General features: G+C 47.0%; 23 protein-coding genes and 1 other RNA gene. 13 read left to right on the forward strand and 11 right to left on the reverse strand.

Annotation, left to right across the window (positions count from 1 at the left end; translation table 11 throughout):
• The 6 genes from fliN (at window position 1) to SOM48_RS20490 (ending at window position 3,307) form a co-directional block, all read left to right on the forward strand.
• Entirely contained in the window at window positions 1–402 is a 402-nt protein-coding gene (fliN, locus tag SOM48_RS20465) for a flagellar motor switch protein FliN (protein ID WP_312278388.1), read from the forward strand.
• Window positions 402–803 (forward strand): flagellar biosynthetic protein FliO, encoded by a 402-nt coding sequence (gene fliO / locus SOM48_RS20470; protein ID WP_042712439.1) that lies wholly within the window; start codon window positions 402–404, stop codon window positions 801–803. The genes fliN and fliO overlap by 1 nt, the downstream gene beginning before the upstream one ends.
• 25 nt (window positions 804–828) lie before the next feature.
• The gene (gene fliP / locus SOM48_RS20475; protein ID WP_414672800.1) at window positions 829–1,563 is read left to right on the forward strand and encodes a flagellar type III secretion system pore protein FliP; all 735 of its coding nucleotides are present in this window, start codon (window positions 829–831) and stop codon (window positions 1,561–1,563) included.
• A 14-nt stretch (window positions 1,564–1,577) separates the two neighbouring features.
• Window positions 1,578–1,847 carry a flagellar biosynthesis protein FliQ gene (gene fliQ, locus SOM48_RS20480; protein WP_042712437.1) on the forward strand — a complete coding sequence of 90 codons (270 nt, stop codon included), beginning with the start codon at window positions 1,578–1,580 and terminating at the stop codon, window positions 1,845–1,847.
• Window positions 1,848–1,849: 2 nt separating this feature from the next.
• Entirely contained in the window at window positions 1,850–2,629 is a 780-nt protein-coding gene (gene fliR, locus SOM48_RS20485; RefSeq protein WP_054804456.1) for a flagellar biosynthetic protein FliR, read from the forward strand.
• Between the two features lie 78 nt (window positions 2,630–2,707).
• Window positions 2,708–3,307, forward strand: coding sequence for a helix-turn-helix transcriptional regulator (locus SOM48_RS20490; RefSeq protein ID WP_042712434.1), 600 nt, complete (start codon window positions 2,708–2,710; stop codon window positions 3,305–3,307).
• An 89-nt stretch (window positions 3,308–3,396) separates the two neighbouring features.
• Here the strand turns inward: SOM48_RS20490 and flhC are convergent, their stop codons facing one another.
• Together flhC and flhD are read right to left on the reverse strand one after the other, a co-directional pair.
• On the reverse strand, window positions 3,397–3,957 hold the full coding sequence (gene flhC / locus SOM48_RS20495) for a flagellar transcriptional regulator FlhC (protein ID WP_042712517.1): 561 nt from the start codon (window positions 3,955–3,957) through the stop codon (window positions 3,397–3,399).
• A gap of 11 nt (window positions 3,958–3,968) precedes the next feature.
• The gene (gene flhD / locus SOM48_RS20500) at window positions 3,969–4,316 is read right to left on the reverse strand and encodes a flagellar transcriptional regulator FlhD (protein ID WP_042712433.1); all 348 of its coding nucleotides are present in this window, start codon (window positions 4,314–4,316) and stop codon (window positions 3,969–3,971) included.
• A gap of 612 nt (window positions 4,317–4,928) precedes the next feature.
• On the opposite strand from flhD, the gene SOM48_RS20505 reads away from it, so the two are divergent.
• A complete protein-coding gene (locus tag SOM48_RS20505; RefSeq protein WP_320512935.1) occupies window positions 4,929–6,062 on the forward strand; it encodes a dienelactone hydrolase family protein in 1,134 nt (377 codons plus the stop codon).
• Between the two features lie 18 nt (window positions 6,063–6,080).
• Entirely contained in the window at window positions 6,081–6,263 is a 183-nt protein-coding gene (locus tag SOM48_RS20510; protein WP_042712430.1) for a hypothetical protein, read from the forward strand.
• 208 nt (window positions 6,264–6,471) lie between these two features.
• Here the strand turns inward: SOM48_RS20510 and SOM48_RS20515 are convergent, their stop codons facing one another.
• Window positions 6,472–7,908: a hypothetical protein gene (locus SOM48_RS20515; RefSeq protein ID WP_320512904.1), complete on the reverse strand. Its 1,437-nt coding sequence runs from the start codon at window positions 7,906–7,908 to the stop codon at window positions 6,472–6,474.
• Window positions 7,909–8,529: 621 nt separating this feature from the next.
• Here SOM48_RS20515 and SOM48_RS20520 point away from each other — a divergent pair.
• Window positions 8,530–8,796: a SymE family type I addiction module toxin gene (locus tag SOM48_RS20520; RefSeq protein WP_288883269.1), complete on the forward strand. Its 267-nt coding sequence runs from the start codon at window positions 8,530–8,532 to the stop codon at window positions 8,794–8,796.
• A 130-nt stretch (window positions 8,797–8,926) separates the two neighbouring features.
• Here SOM48_RS20520 and SOM48_RS20525 read toward each other — a convergent pair whose 3' ends face one another.
• The 6 genes from SOM48_RS20525 to SOM48_RS20550 all read right to left on the reverse strand — a co-directional run bounded on the left by SOM48_RS20525 (window position 8,927) and on the right by SOM48_RS20550 (window position 11,845).
• Window positions 8,927–9,289, reverse strand: coding sequence for a hypothetical protein (locus tag SOM48_RS20525; RefSeq protein ID WP_320512905.1), 363 nt, complete (start codon window positions 9,287–9,289; stop codon window positions 8,927–8,929).
• A gap of 245 nt (window positions 9,290–9,534) precedes the next feature.
• The gene (locus SOM48_RS20530) at window positions 9,535–9,870 is read right to left on the reverse strand and encodes a hypothetical protein (protein ID WP_320512906.1); all 336 of its coding nucleotides are present in this window, start codon (window positions 9,868–9,870) and stop codon (window positions 9,535–9,537) included.
• 57 nt (window positions 9,871–9,927) lie between these two features.
• Window positions 9,928–10,317, reverse strand: a complete 390-nt coding sequence (locus tag SOM48_RS20535; RefSeq protein WP_320512907.1) for a hypothetical protein — start codon at window positions 10,315–10,317, stop codon at window positions 9,928–9,930.
• Between the two features lie 62 nt (window positions 10,318–10,379).
• Window positions 10,380–10,742 (reverse strand): hypothetical protein, encoded by a 363-nt coding sequence (locus SOM48_RS20540; protein WP_320512908.1) that lies wholly within the window; start codon window positions 10,740–10,742, stop codon window positions 10,380–10,382.
• 242 nt (window positions 10,743–10,984) lie between these two features.
• Entirely contained in the window at window positions 10,985–11,347 is a 363-nt protein-coding gene (locus tag SOM48_RS20545) for a hypothetical protein (RefSeq protein WP_320512909.1), read from the reverse strand.
• Window positions 11,348–11,446: 99 nt separating this feature from the next.
• Window positions 11,447–11,845 carry a DUF7079 family protein gene (locus SOM48_RS20550; protein ID WP_320512910.1) on the reverse strand — a complete coding sequence of 133 codons (399 nt, stop codon included), beginning with the start codon at window positions 11,843–11,845 and terminating at the stop codon, window positions 11,447–11,449.
• A gap of 525 nt (window positions 11,846–12,370) precedes the next feature.
• Between SOM48_RS20550 and SOM48_RS20555 the strand changes: the two genes are divergently transcribed.
• Together SOM48_RS20555 and SOM48_RS20560 are read left to right on the forward strand one after the other, a co-directional pair.
• Window positions 12,371–12,559, forward strand: coding sequence for a hypothetical protein (locus SOM48_RS20555; protein ID WP_320512911.1), 189 nt, complete (start codon window positions 12,371–12,373; stop codon window positions 12,557–12,559).
• Window positions 12,556–12,891 carry a hypothetical protein gene (locus SOM48_RS20560; protein ID WP_320512912.1) on the forward strand — a complete coding sequence of 112 codons (336 nt, stop codon included), beginning with the start codon at window positions 12,556–12,558 and terminating at the stop codon, window positions 12,889–12,891. Before SOM48_RS20555 ends, SOM48_RS20560 begins: the two co-directional genes overlap by 4 nt.
• Window positions 12,892–13,026: 135 nt before the next feature.
• Here the strand turns inward: SOM48_RS20560 and SOM48_RS20565 are convergent, their stop codons facing one another.
• Window positions 13,027–13,473: a DUF943 family protein gene (locus SOM48_RS20565; protein ID WP_320512913.1), complete on the reverse strand. Its 447-nt coding sequence runs from the start codon at window positions 13,471–13,473 to the stop codon at window positions 13,027–13,029.
• 310 nt (window positions 13,474–13,783) lie between these two features.
• Here SOM48_RS20565 and SOM48_RS20570 point away from each other — a divergent pair, with 310 nt between their 5' ends.
• Window positions 13,784–14,053, forward strand: coding sequence for a hypothetical protein (locus SOM48_RS20570; RefSeq protein WP_320512914.1), 270 nt, complete (start codon window positions 13,784–13,786; stop codon window positions 14,051–14,053).
• A 362-nt stretch (window positions 14,054–14,415) separates the two neighbouring features.
• A complete protein-coding gene (locus SOM48_RS20575; RefSeq protein ID WP_320512915.1) occupies window positions 14,416–14,661 on the forward strand; it encodes a hypothetical protein in 246 nt (81 codons plus the stop codon).
• A 376-nt stretch (window positions 14,662–15,037) separates the two neighbouring features.
• Here SOM48_RS20575 and ssrA read toward each other — a convergent pair.
• Window positions 15,038–15,400, reverse strand: a transfer-messenger RNA (tmRNA) gene (ssrA, locus tag SOM48_RS20580).
• Between the last annotated feature and the right edge of the window lie 208 nt (window positions 15,401–15,608).

Consider the following 15,608-nt stretch of genomic DNA (forward strand, 5'->3'; position numbering starts at 1 on the left):
ATGAGCGATATGGAACATGATTCAGGCTCAAATAAGTCTTCGCTCGGCGACATCTGGGGCGACGCAATGAGTGAACAGTTGTCCAGTGAAAATAGTGCCGAGGTGCTTTCCCAGGCGGAAGATGTAATGGTGAATTTATCTGAAGATTTAAATCTGGTGCTCGATATCCCGGTGAAAATGACCGTGGAATTAGGCCGCACCAAAATGACGATCAAAGAGTTATTGCGATTAAGCCCAGGCTCCATTGTTTCTCTGGATGGCCTCGCGGGCGAGCCGCTTGATATTTTGATCAATGGTTATTTAATCGCTCAGGGCGAGGTCGTGGTGGTTTCCGATAAATTCGGCATCCGTATTACCGACATTATTACCCCGTCTGAGCGCATGCATCGTTTGAGCAGATAATGAATACGCCGTCGCTTAATGCTGTTCAGCCCGTCTCCGCAGCGCCAGCAATGGCGCCTGTTGGCACCGGCAATATTATCGGCGCACTGGCGCTGGTGATCCTGTTAATGGCGGCTATCGCCTGGATCGCCCGCCGCAGTGGCGTCGCTACGCGAATGGTAAAGGGACATAACATTCTTTGTGTGAAACACACCCAGTCAATCGGTGCGCGCGAGCGCCTGGTGGTGGTCGAAGTGGACGACAAATGGCTGCTGCTGGGCGTGACGCAGGACAATATCACTAACCTGATGACCATGGAGAAACGGGCAGACGTTGAAGACGTTAAAGCAGCGTCGTTCCTGCCGACTTTCCAGAGCGCGTTAGTGAACTGCATTGCCCGGCGCAAAGGTGAGAGCAAATAAGATGAAACGTAACGCACGCCTGCTGATGCCCCTCTGCGGCCCAGGCCTGGCGCTGGCCGGATGGCTGCTCCCGGCCCAGATGGCGCTGGCGGCCAACAATGACATTCTGCTCTCGCACTCCGCAAACGGCGAAAGCTGGTCGCTGCCGGTGCAGACCCTGGTGCTGCTGACATCGCTCACCTTTTTGCCCGCCATCCTGCTGATGATGACCGGCTTTACCCGCATTGTGATTGTGCTGGGGCTGCTGCGCAGCGCGCTCGGTACGGCAAGCACGCCGCCCAACCAGGTGCTGCTCGGGCTGGCGCTCTTTTTGACCTTCTTCGTGATGTCGCCGGTGCTGAACCGGGTCTATGACGACGCCTGGGTGCCGCTGTCGCAGGACAAGATCTCTATGGAAGTCGCCATAGAGAAGGGGGCGCAGCCGCTGCGCGCCTTCATGCTGAAGCAGACCCGTGAAGGGGATCTGGCGCTCTTCTCCCGCATCGCCAACGCTGGAGACTTTGCTAACGCCGACGCGGTGCCGATGAGCATCCTGGTGCCTGCGTTTGTCACCAGCGAGCTAAAAACCGGCTTCCAGATTGGCTTCACGCTGTTTATCCCGTTTCTCATCATTGACCTGGTGGTCGCCAGCATTCTGATGGCGCTGGGGATGATGATGGTGCCGCCGGCGACGATTTCGCTGCCCTTTAAGCTGATGCTGTTTGTGCTGGTCGATGGTTGGCAGCTGATTATTGGTTCCCTCGCGCAGAGCTTCTTTTAGCAAGAGAGTAAAAAATGACACCTGAAAGTGTAATGTCGCTGGGGTTCCAGGCCACCAAAGTGGGGCTGATGATCGCCACCCCGCTGCTGTTAGCCGCCCTGGCCGCTGGCCTGCTGGTCAGCATTCTGCAGGCTTCGACGCAGATCAACGAAATGACCCTGTCGTTTATTCCCAAGATCCTGACGCTGGTGGTGGTGCTTATCGCCTGCGGCCCGTGGATGTTAACCACGCTGGTTGACTACATGCGCGGGCTCTTTACCAGCTTGCCGTACCTTATTCGCTAACTATGTTTACGCTCTCGCTGGTTCACCTCTATGACAACGTAAACCAGTACTTCTGGCCCTGCCTGCGCATGCTGGCGCTGTTTGGCGCCGCGCCGATTTTCAGCGAGAAGCCGCTCAGTGCCCGTTTTAAAGTAGCGCTGGCGCTGTTAACCGCTTTTCTTATTGCGCCGCAACTGCCCGCCAGCAACATTGCCATCGCCTCGCTGGATGGCTTCTGGGCCTGCTGCCAGCAGCTGATTATCGGCATCGCCATTGGCCTTTCCGTGCAGCTGATTTTTGTCGCCGTGCGCCACGCGGGCGAGATTATCGGCATGCAGATGGGGCTCTCCTTTGCCATGGTTTACGATCCTGCCGGCGGCCCGAGTATGCCGGTGGTCGCGCGCCTGTTAAACCTCTTTGTCACGCTGCTGTTTCTCACCTTTGACGGCCATCTCTATATGCTGGAAGTGCTGGCCAGCAGTTTCACCGCGTTTCCGATCAACGCCGCACCGCTGGGTGCAAACGGCTTTATGGCGATGGTCAGCGCCGGGGAGATGATCTTCCGTTACGGCATGATGCTCGGCCTGCCGGTTATCACTCTGCTGCTGTGCCTCAACCTGACCATGGGGCTGCTCAACCGCCTCTCGCCGCAGCTCTCCATCTTCGTCATTGGTTTTCCGATTTCGTTAACCGTCGGCATGGTCGCCATGTCGCTGGTGATGTTCACGCTGGCTCCCTTCTTCGAAAATATGATGGGCGGCATTTTTGACCGCCTGTTCGTGATCCTTACGGGGTTCAGATAGCCATGAAGGGATGCTGCTATTTACCGTGCTGTTATTCACTTTTCGTCACCGGAGGTGACGTTTGCCAGGGAAGGGGTTATGAGCCTGAAATCCTCCGTCAGTAACGCTAATGTTTTGATTTACAGCGAAGATCACTTTTCGGCGATGGGGCTGATCACGCTGATAAAGCTCTATCGCCCCAATTTACGCGTCAGCTATATCAGCAGCCTTGAGGAGGCGAGCCGGGCGACGGGGAGTAAGCTGCGTATTCTGGTGGCGGTGGCCACTCAGGCCACTAATCTGATGTCGTTGATGCAGACCACCCACTATTTGCGTGAGCTAAAAGAGGGGTTGCCCTGCCTGCTGCTGTGCGAGGATTTCGATCCCGTGCTGCCCGCGCTGCTGCCGGATATGCTGCGGCTCAGCCTCAACGCGCCGATCCGCACGGTATTTGAGTCGATTACCGGCCTGATGTCGAAAAAGCGCGCGAAACCGCAGGAACTTTCGGTGCTGCCGCTGCTGACTCACCGCCAGCGCGAAGTGTTATGCCTGCTGGCGTCCGGCTCCAGCGCGCAGGAGGTCTCCTCTACGCTCGGCATCAGCCTGAAAACCGCCTACGTTCACCGGCGCGATATTCTCACGCGTCTTAACATCGGCCCGAGCTACTACCGCGGCGTCTTTACCGGCCGCCTGGCGTAATCTCGTCGGTTCAGAAACAGGAAAGCCCCGGCGGGCCGCACTATGGCTGACCCGTCGGGGCTTTCATTGATAACCCGCTGTAACGCCTGTTATTGCAGGGTTGTCATGGTGCCGGCAGCGAAATCGAGCTGCGGGCTTCTTTTCATCGCCCGTGAAGGCGGTACACAGAGACTACAGGTAAAACCGTTAAACATATGCTCTGGCGTGCTGACAAAATTGCCGCCGCAGCAGTCGCACTGGGTCTGCTTCAGCATGCCGCCCTCCATAAAACGCAGTAGCGTCCATGCGCGAGTCAGCCCCAGTACCGGCTCCTCGTCCGCCTGCGCCAGACCGTGTTCCAGATAGATACGGTAGGCTTTAATCATCAGCTCTACAGAGCGACCCTTTTCCGCTCTCTGCAAATAGCGGTAAATATTGTAGAAAATTGACGAGTGAATATTCTGCTCCCACGACATATACCAGTCAGCGGAGAACGGCAGCATACCTTTCGGCGGCGAATCGCCTTTCAACTCTTTATAGAGTTTTAACAGACGACGGCGGCTTAAATTAGTTTCACTCTCCAGAACCTGCATCCTCGCACCGAAATTAATTAACTCCATCGCGATTTGCGCGTCTTTAATTTCAGACATGATGCTTTTTTCGTGCAGCATTATCTCGCTCATTACGCTGCCTCGTCGCCGTTATTATCAACCGTGTTGAGCAGGTTGCTCGACAGAATAATCCCGGTGTGCAGACGTTGCAGTGCATCGATACGGGACTCTTTAGTCAGGCAGTTAATCACCACATCATCATCGATACGCAGGCGGCTGATCAGCTGCCCGGTAGAGGCGAGTTTAATCAGTTGCGGCAGCGATAAGTGGCTTAGCGTCTCCAGCGTGGCATCGTTCAGGCCAAGGCGGAAACCGGCGGCAATCTTATCTTCACGGATCAAACGCTGAGCCAGTAATAAATAGGAGAGGTTCAGATCCTGAATAGACTGCATTTGTTCTTCAAAATTGTGTTCGTTCATAAGTTGCTCCCGTAACACCACACCGGATGCGGAATTACTATTATTTAACAATAAATATGCGAGCAACCACTTTATTTCGATAAGAATAAACTAACTAATAAATGAAACTTGACACTCTTATTGTGCAGGCGATGTTTTTTATTCCTGCATCTGTTTGTCTTTACGTTGTTCCCTAAGACGGAAATAAGATTACACATTTGACTTAATTCAAACAATCGCCTAAATGCGGAAAAAAGCGGATCATTGCAGTTCCGCTTTTATTGTTTCTGGTTGATGCCTTTATTTTCAATATGTTGCATTAACATTGCCTGTGCGTTTACTTTAATTACATAATCGAAGCCGTTGAAATGAAAAAGATTCTCTTTTCCAGAAAGTTGTTATCTTATTGAATTATCTGATACACAGAAAATATATTATGTAACGGCACCGTCATTCACGAAGAGCGAAAAAGTATGGTGGTAACGCATTAAATAAACACCTTTGTTGTGGTTTTTACTGTGGCGAACAACGTTTTTCCCGGTAAAGCGAGGATACTCCCTCACCCGGCGTTAATGGTAATTTCACCTGTGTTAACCAGGAGCTTCAGCGATGCGTGCAGTGATAGCGTTAGCCATGATGTTGTCAGGCGCTTTGCCCGCCTGGGCGGATAATTCCCCTGCGCTGGAAAACCAACAGATTGCGGGCCTGATCCGCACGCCGCTGATGCTGCCGGTGACGCTTGCGAACGGCCAGCCTGCGCTGCTGGAGGCGTTTGTTACCCGCCCGGCGAACAACGACCCTGCGCCAGTTGCACTTATTACCAACGGCACGGCGGACACTGCCGACTTTGACCGCTTTGTGATGAACCCCAACCGCTATGCTTCGACGGCGATAGCGTTTGCCCGCCACGGCTATGCGGCGGTGGTGGTGCTGCGCCAGGGGTATGGGCAGTCCAGCGGGGCGGCGGAGTATGCGGGCGGCTCGTGCGCGCAGCCGCACCATCAACTGGCAGGTGAGCGCGATCGCGATACCTTGCTGGCGGCGCTGAAGGCGATCCGTCAGCAGCCGTGGGCGTCGCCGAAGCAGGCGGTGCTGGTGGGGATGTCCTCCGGCGGTTTCGCCATGCTGGCGACCGGCGCGGCCAACCCGCCCGGCGTGCAGGCGATAATTAACTTTGACGGCGGGCGCGGCGCGCTGGATGGCAAATCCTTCTGCGATCAGCCCGGCTTGCTGAAGGCGCTTAGTGATTACGGTAAGAGAACCACGATTCCGTCGCTGTGGCTCTACGCCGCCAACGACCGCGCCTTTCCCCCGGCGACGGCGAAAGCGATGTTCAGCGCTTATAAACAGGCAGGAGCGCCCGCGACGTTCGTCGCGATGCCGGCATTTGGCGAGAATGGCCATACCTTTATGGACTCGGCCCCCGAGGCGTTCTGGTGGAAGCCGGTTGCAAACTTCTTACAGCAGCAGGCGCTCCCCTATCAGCCCGTCGTCGCGCTTCCGCAGACGCATCTTCCTGTGCCGTCGGTACTGAATGACGAAGGGCGCAAGGCGTTCCAGGAATATGCTGCATCACAACGTTATGAAAAGGCGTTCGCCATCGACGCGCAGGGAGACTGGGGTGTTGCTTACTGGGCGAGAACGCGCGACGAGGCGGCGGAAAGCTCGCTCGGCTACTGCGCAAAGCAGCAGGAAGCTGGCAAGGCGGGATGCCACCTCTACACTATTAATAATGAGGTTGTACCTGAACAGACCGTGCAACGTTAGTGAAAATCAGGAGGAACGATGAGACCACCGATGACCGATGACGAAATCACGTTACTGAAAGCGGACCTCGATAAGCTGGGGGAGAGCCAGCTGGTGGGGATTGAGGCCTATGAGGCGCTGCATCTGCTGGAGATCCGCAGGATGACGGCGAAGCTGGAGCACATTAAGCGGCTGCTGGGGAGCGAAGAGAACGAAGTGTAACGCCGGACGGGTTCCCTGAAGTTTTGCGAGAAGGGTTCCAGTTTCGAACGTATTCGCAGCCGTAAAGCGGTTTTCCTTGCCGGGCGTCGTTAGACGCGCCGGTAAGGCTGACCCTCGCGTGCCAGGTTAGCTTCTCAGATGATGGCAACTGAGAGGCAAATGGCGGTGCGCGACACGGCTTCAAGTGTGACGCGGTTGGCAGGGCCAGTTAAATGTCGAACCCTAACGCTTTGACCATCTCACAGACTTTTTTTGCACCGTTGAAGTTTAAATGGTCGGCATCGTAAAAATCTTCAGGCGCGAATGTCTTAAGCTTATTAAGATCCGTTATAAAGATATTGTTGTCATCGGTAACGCTTTTCAAATATGCCAGCGTTTCATCTTTCAGATTTTTGTCGTAATTTTCGATATAGAATTCAGTGAACGGCATTACGATAATATTAAGCGTTGCGTTTTTTTCTTTTATTAACGTAGTCAGCGATGACATGACACGCTTATTGTTCTCAAAGCTGTGCTTTCGTTGATAATTTCTTGATAGCTCCGATACCCGATTGAGAATTTCTGAGGAGGAGTATGTGAAATCCGTGCGGGAACTTCTGCCATTGATGAAATCCAGGGATTTTTTTACTGCCGACTCATCCTGCAGCAATCTGTCCAGCGTGGCTAACTCCTCATCATTGGAGAATTGCGGATAAATATGGTTTTTATAGGTTTGCTGAACAAGCAGATCAAGAGGGCCTAATATGTGCTGCGTGACGGGTGTCTGATTTAACGCTTCGTTTTTGTTTCTGTAAGTGTATTCGATATCCTGGCTTTTGCAGAAATAGCGCGCCACAGGGAACATCGGCGACGCCCCCATCGATAGCTCATAAAAAGCGTCATACAGCCCCACGCAGAGGATGAAGTTTCTAATGCTGGTGGTGCCGGTTATGTGTTTTATCAGGCTGTATGTCCACGTAAAATCCCCAGAGAACATAGAAAGATTGACTGCTTTATCTAATAAAGCATCCGGGAACCCCTGGTATGCGTAGGATGATCCTATTATTACGCTCTTTACTTCAGCCTCGCCGTTAAGTTTCTGATAACGCGCGTTGAGAAGAGGGATAAATCCAACATCCATATCCAGATGCGTGCTTTTCTTTTCGGGCAGCAGTAACGTGGTAAGCGCCTCGGGGAGCTTGATATTGTTATTTTTAATAAAGTTGAAGCCTATATGATCCGTGATAACCACTGGAATGAGTGAGTCGTCCTCCGGGTTTATTTTTATGCTTGCCGGATCAGTATCTGCATCAATTTCAAAAAGCGTAATTTTTCCCATATTGGGTGGAAGGAACAGTACATTAAGCCGATAGGTGTCCCAGCTTTTTCCTACAAAATATACATGACAGGATTGCATTAAGAGGAAATTGACAAAGAAGTTGTCTAAGCTCGATATCAGATTATCAACGTCTTCAGGGGTAACGTTTTTTTCCGCACAATAAATAAGCGTGTTAATAAACGACGCTGTTATCTCATCATCATTTAGCAGGCTACTATTTTTGATAATTAACTCTTTTAATTCATCAACGACAGCATCACTATTAATCCAGCTGAGTTTTTGTGCCAGGACATGAACTTCTTTTAGGAAAATAACAGCGTTGCTCATTGTGTCACCTGATAGACGGTCAAAATAACGTAATTGTGATAAGCATACCTGTTTTTATTGGAACAGGAGTACAGAGAAGGCACTCCGACAGGTAAGCAATGCAAGGAAACCTGGATGCAGATCACAAAATGAACACTTCTTTACGATGAATTTGCTGAAGGCGATTTAGGCCATGCGGAAAATGAGCCTGGTTAGTTTTGGGGCTAAGAGGTCTTCAGGCGGTTTCTGTTCTTATCAACGGTGAGTCTCTCCTGAGTGCATTTTGATGTAGCGTAAAGAGTAAGTGTGGAGCCATTGCTCTGAAGTTTTGCGGGAAGGGTTCCAGTTTCGAAACGACGCGTTACTATAGAGCGGTTTTTCCTTGCTGATTGTAGGGTTTTCTTTTTATTGTTTGGCAGCGCCTGCCACAGCAGGCGTCGGGATTAGCCTCCTGGAAACCCTCATCGGCAACAGAGCAGTTCTGTTGTGCGCTCGGTTACATCTCAATGGTGGGCCGGGCAGGGGCGTCGCGAGACGCGCCGGTTTCCGATGGGCCGGTAAGGCTAACCCTGTCTGGCTCCGCCACCCATGAGATTAGCCTCTCTGCTGGCGGAAATAATGACTGCCATTGGAGAATGTCTTATGACGAAAACCCTTACCAAAACCCAGCGCCACTGTATTGTCGGCTACCGCCCGAACCGCGGCGACACCAGCACACCCGCCCTGCAACTGAAAGGCAAATGGCTGCGCGAAGCAGGCTTTGAAACCGGCGTGCATGTCACGGTGCAGATATCGAAAGGCTGCATTGTGCTGATTCCCGATAATGACACCGTGCATGAACTGCGTGTGCAACTGGAACAGGCCAGGGCGGTGATTGATAACGTAAGGGAAGGGGTGAGGGGGGTTTAGAGCTGGGGGTTATTTTGTTTAATGGTTTTGAAGGTTTAATTGACGGTAGCCTGGTGACTCGAACCATTCAAAAGGGGCGGTAAACGCCCCTGAGTAGATTCTGATTTATGCCCTAACAAATGGTATGAGATTAATTACGCAGGCTTTCATCATATACGTTAATTTTGCTGTAATTAGGATCTTTGCGGTAATAGACGATCGGCACTTCTTTAGCGACTTGATCTTTAATGAGATCCAGCATGTTGATATTTAAGGACTGTTTCTCTTTTATGTAGACTTTACTATCGACTGTAAAACTGTAAGTTATTGTAATATCTACTTTTCCCATGTCATCAGGCCTTCCGGGAACGTAGCTATCAATTTTGGCTTTGATATAAACAGGATCTTTTTTAATCTTCAGATAGAGATAGTAACCTTCAAGTAAATAGATAATAAAATACCCGATGAGAAGTGTAGGCCCGATTATTGCGATTATCCATGAGTACTTCGACATTATCCTAATCTGCTTTTGTTAGAATTGTTCGCGCAATTATATATGAGCGGATGAACATCTGCTACATAATAAGTTATAAATAACTGAAAAGTATGCGGCACTAATCAATTGTCAAAGTGCTGGTATCAAATTAATTAGTGAGGAGCGACAATCGCTCCCGCGTGATGACCGTATAATCAGAGTTTCCTTCTGTAGCCGCAAGATCACTATCTGCGAAATACTGTTATCTAATTATTCGCCAGTAATTAATTGCGCAGGCTCTTATCATATACATCAATCTTACTATAGTTAGGATTCTTACGGTAATAGACTATGGGGACTTCTTTGCCTACATAGTATTTGTCTAAATCGAGTGTTTTAATATTTAATGCCTGCTGCTCCTTGATATACGTCTTTTCATCAGCAATAAAACTGTAGGTCATAACAATATCTACCTCACCCATTTCATCAGGAGTTTTTGGCACATAGCTAACGATTTTTTCTTTTTTGTAGACTGGGTCTTTTTTTATGATTTTATACAAAAAATAACCTTTTAACATAAGAAAAAAACAAAGCCTATCATTCCAGAAAAAAATGACCAAGCTATCCATCCTGAATATTGCGACATAAATCCTCCTCAACGCTAAGTAATTTCTAAATTAATCCATTCGCAGTTTAGACTTCTCTTTAATGCACAGGCTTTCGTCATAAACATTAATTTTGCTGTAAGTAGGATCTTTACGATAATAAACAATAGGAACCTCTTTGCCTATGTGGTATTTATTAAGATCGAGCGTATTAATATTTAGTGTCTGCTGCTCTTTAGTGTAGATTTTATTATCAGCCACGAAGCTATAGATCATAACAATGTCGACGCGACCTTTTTCGTTTGGTGCTTTGGGGACATAGGTAACTATTTTAGCTTTGGTGTAGACCGGATCTTTTTTGATCGTACTGTGCAATATATAACCTTTTATAATAAATAAAATAATAAAGCCGAGTATAACGCAAGGCCCTATCATTGCGATTATTCCTGAGAAACTGGACATTAAAGACTCCTTGTAAGAACATCGTACTAATTCTGATTTATAGGCTGAAAGCAGATATGAAATTAATTACGTAAGCTCTCATCATATACATCGATTTTGCTGTAATTAGGATCTTTTCGGTAATAGACGATCGGCACTTCTTTACCGATATGGTCTTTATTCAGATCTCGCGTGTTGATAGTTAAGTTTTCTTTCCCATTTGTGTAGACTTTATTGTCAGCCGTAAAGGTATAAGTTATTGCAATATCTACCTTTCCCATATTATTAGGGCTTCCGGGGATGTAGTTGACAATTTTAGCCTTAACGTAGACCGGATCTTTTTTTATCTTCAGATAGAGACAGTATCCTTTCAGGAAGTAAAAAATTACGCTACCGATTAGCAGTGCAGGGCCAATTGCTGCTATTATCCATGAATACTTTGACATCGTCCAAAACTTCTCTCGGCGAAACTAATTGCGTAATTTTAAATGAGATAAAAAATATATTCTACAAATATATTTGAAATGACAGGAGAGGATGATGGAAAATGAATATTGAATGGGCCAGTATCAATGAAGTTACATGGAGCGGCAAGCGTTCCGGAGCGACGCTCATATGATCAGGCGATTCTTCTGATGCCTCCGCCTAATCATATGTGAAAATGTGTTGTGTAGTTATCCGCGAATAACTATTTACGCAGGCTCTCATCATACACGTCAATTTTACTGTAGTTAGGATTCTTACGGTAATAGACAATTGGGATTTCTTTGCCCACGTAGTATTTTTCCAGATCGAGGGTGTTTATATTCAAAGTCTGCTGATCTTTACTGTAGGTTTCATCATTAGCAATAAAGCTGTAGGTCATAACAATATCTACTTTGCCCAGTTCATTTGGTGCTTTAGGCACATAGCTGGCAATTTTTGCTTTAGTATATACTGGATCTTTTTTTATGATTCTATACAAAAAGTAGCCCTGTAATATATAGAAAACCATAAATCCCATGATGCCATAAAAAAAGAACCATGCTATCCATCCTGAATGTAGTGACATGTACTCCTCTCTGCATTACGTTTTCGAATTAATTCACACGCAATTTTAGCTATTATTAATTAAAAAGAATAATTTTTTATATCTGAGCATACTAGATTTTCATAGCTCTTTCCGGGAGTAGTTATCCAGTTCTTTAGAGAGCATGTTTATTTCCTTACAAACAAATTTTCGACGCCAATTTGAAAGGATACGAGCAGGCACGAAATGCTCAGCGAAAGTGGGTTTTTTGGCGAGATACTTCATGACAATAGTTTTTATCTCTTCTGCACACCAGCCGTCCATCACTGGCGTAGGGTTATAGAGTAGATTAACTGACAGAGCAGGAGCAACTTCCTCGTCAAGGATCCGGAAGATCTCATCTCTGCTCATCCCTGACTCTTTCAGCAGCAGAACCATCCATTTGTAATCGTAATCCTGAAGCTCGCGCGCTGTGAAAAGTTCTGATAACGCCAGCCAGACAGTGGCACGGTTTGATTGCGCTTTTTCTGATAACAACATTTCAGTAGCCCTCGTTACCGGTAAACAGAAGGATGAGAATCTTCCTGGATCGTAAAAGTAAGTAAAAAATACCTGCCAAATGTCCAGTCACGTTAGGTAAAATGATTATGGGTGATAAAAAAAGGAAAAGGCAAGTGGTTGATATTACTGTAGACATGCTGCGGAATATAGCCAGGCATTATAAACATCAAGAAACCTTGTTAAATTCACAGCATTATAATGTCTATGCCATAGTACCACATTAAATCAACGTTTTACCGTCTATGAAATTAATAGCGAATTAAGAGCAGCACATTTTCTCGCCCAAGCTTGTGTTGAAACTGCAAACTTCTCAAGCTTTACTGAAGTTCCAAGAGATGGTGGCAGGGAATATGACGCAGGAACGCGGATTGGACGTGATTTAGGTAACACAGAAGTCGGCGATAGTCCTAAATTCATGGGACGCGGGTTATTGATCTTACAGGTAGGGATAACTATACGAATTTCGGAAGCCAATTTGATAAAGATTACGTAACCGATCCCACTATGGTTGCCACGAACCCGTATGTTGCTGTTAAGGCTGCTTCCTATTACTGGAACCTCAGGCATGTTAATACGGCAGCAGACAGGGATGATGTAAATAAAGTCATACTTCTTGTTAATGGTGGTTATAACTGCCTTGAAGAAAGAAAAAAGGCATTAATAAGAGCCAAAAAAGAGCTTGGAATTTTATGAAAATATCATTCAGCATTATAGCAACATTAATTTTTTCGATGAGTTTTTCGTCTTTTGCTGCTGCTAAAAAATCTGACTTAACGTGTAAAAGTCAAGCAATAACCGAATCTAAGAAACTTTTAGCTTTTTACAGAGACAACGATGACAGGGCAGAAGTTGATAAGGATGTAACTGCATTGGCGAAAATGCAAAACCAGGAAAATAAATCTCAGTATTACGATGTACTACAGACGTGGGGTTATATCTACAAAGGTAAGTACCGCATGCGATTCATCTTCCTCAATGACTGTACTCTCATGGGCGAAGAAATTTTAGATTATGCTAATCCGTAGCATCCCTCTGCGGTTCTTGATTTAACTGGAGCGGTTTTGCCGCTCCTCAACTAAAAAGTAATGGCGAATTTTCCTGTCAAACACGCTACAGCACATATCTGCTTTACTCTTCAATGGCTACTGTGCAGCGGCTGATTATTGTAATGCGACTTTTCCATCACTTGTCTGGATATAAGTTTTTTCGCCTATGTTTATAAATTGCTTGCCATTCAGGTTACCCCTGACAATTATTGCTATGTTGTTATATGCACATTTATCATGGTTTCCATTATTATCATTAAAACAGGTGTAGTCATCAACAGAACCATCTCTGGTTCCTTTAGGTAATGGTTCATACCCGTTGAATTTCATGATAACAACTGTAAAGTTGTAGGGGTGAATAATAATGTGATATTTCTGCTGCAGCCACTCCTTGTTTTGCAACCACCATTTCAATTTTCCTTCTGTGGTGATTGGTAAATTTTCTGCAAAAATAGCGCCATGATTTACTCTGACTATTTTTGTTGGTTTGACAGCATTCCATATAAAGTATGCAGCTATCAGAACAACTATAATTACTGCACTCTTTTTATAACTAAACATTGTCTTTTCCTGCCAGTGTCATAGTCGCTTCAGGTTGATGGGTGATATTTTAAGCTAACCGTTATATGTAAATAGTTCAATTATGGTTCTTCTTAATTTTCCTGGCTCACCCTTAAGCTCTGCACGGATGCTGCTACATATGGCGATGAGTTGCCTTTATACTGGGTACACCCATTTACCATTTTCGCTTATTTTTAATTGAAATTCTGTACGCGCAACACCTTTTTGCATGCCCCAGAACGAATCTCATTGAGATGAATGCTACCGGCAGGGAGCTTCTTGATTCAAGGCCCCTTTAGATCTCATTTACATGACAAGCAAATTCTTTGTGGAACGTGGCAGTTGTTGGAATCCTCGTTGGCGTATTACAGATGGCAAGCGGTTTCGCTATGGCGCGGGGGCCGCTGCTACCGGGGATATCCTGGAGGTAGTGGCTGGAGCAACGCTTTTCTTTCATGGCACCAGCAATCTGCTGGAGGAAGTTGATATGCAGATCGAAGTGCCAAATCCACGAAATATTGCTAAGAATGCCTGTATGGGCGCCTCCCATGAATCTGGATATGCTTTACTTTCTCGTTGAAAAGCCGTTAGAACCCTATCTTATGTATAATCACAGTCACCCAATACAGTGCAAAGGGATACAGGATGAAATCTACAAAATCCTCGGAAAATGATCTTTCGAAGAAGATATGGATACATGCAGTTGATATGTTCGATGCCTGTGGAAGAGGTATCCTGTCTATCGCGGCGTTTACTTGCCTATTTATTTTTGATAGGTGGTTATATAAGTTAGGCGTTTTTTTGAGCTGCTTCGCATTGATATGCCTGATTATCTATGTTTCAGATAAACTAAAGGGAAATGATGCATAATGCTTTTATGTAATCGACCATAGAATCTGGATATGGTTGTTTGCCAAAAGAAACTGGAGACCTACCTCATTTATGCCCCTCTATTGCAAGGAACTAAAAACGAAATCTGCAAAATTCTCCCTCGTTAAGTTTTGCAAATTTATTGGGTTTCAGTTTGCCGGTCTGGTCGAGGGGATATCGACCGGCGTTTGTTCCTGGGCTGCTTTCGGTAGCCTGTTTGTTTTGGATGGCTGGTTTAAGCTGACGGGATTTGTAGGGTTCTTTATCCTGGCCTATCTGATCGCGTGGTTAATGGACGTACTGAAAGGCGAAGCGTAAAAGCATTAAGAAACAGAGACGACACGCAGACCAAAGGGGTTACGTTTAGACGTGACCCCCCTTTTCCTGTCTGGGTGGACCTAAAGTGGACATTGTATAAAATAAAGGGCTACGCTTTCACGTAACCCCTTGTTTTATTTGCTAGCGGTTAACGGCTTGGTTTTTCTTCCATGGTGGAGTCTCCATGCGTTTAGGCCCAACGAAAACAATAGAGCTTTTCGTTGGGCCTATCAATGGGCCTAAAAGGTTCGGATTTAATTAGTTCTCTTCGGACTTTGCGGGACAAACTGAGGGCACAAAAAAGCCCGCAGGGCTTTCGCCGTGCGGGCTTTCAGGACTTCGTTGACTGGCTCTGGTGACCATCAACCAAGAATTTTGGTGGAGCTGGCGGGAGTTGAACCCGCGTCCGAAATTCCTACATCCTCGGTACTACATGCTTAGTCCGTCTTTACATTCGCCGGCCAGCTGCGGAAGGACACGCCACTGACAGACTAGCCTGATTAGTTTTAGCACTTCAACCCCAGGCAGGGCATCCGCGCGATCTCTTTTGGGTTTGACCTCTCTTGATCCCCGTCCTAAGAGCGGAGGCTAGGGAGAGAGGGCTCTAAGCAGGTTATTAAGCTGCTAAAGCGTAGTTTTCGTCGTTTGCGACTATTTTTTTGCGGCTTTTTACGAGGCCAACCGCCCCTCGGCATGCACCTTGGGTTTCGCGAATCCCGTCGAATCCAGAATCAGCCCCAAAAGTGTGAAAAGGAGTATAGCAAACTTTCACCGTGACATGCCAGTCCATATCCGCAACGTTTTTACTTTCAACCATCTGCCTGTTTTCTAACCAACTGCTTAAGCAGGATAGTTATATAGAAAAGCAATTATTTCAGGCGTAAATAAATATGAAGAGAGACTAAGGGTAATATTAATTAGCGTTCTCTAATATATTATACATTGTA

It is taken from the genome of Kosakonia sp. CFBP8986 (assembly GCF_034044935.1).
In the GTDB taxonomy this organism is placed as follows: Bacteria; Pseudomonadota; Gammaproteobacteria; order Enterobacterales; family Enterobacteriaceae; genus Kosakonia; species Kosakonia cowanii.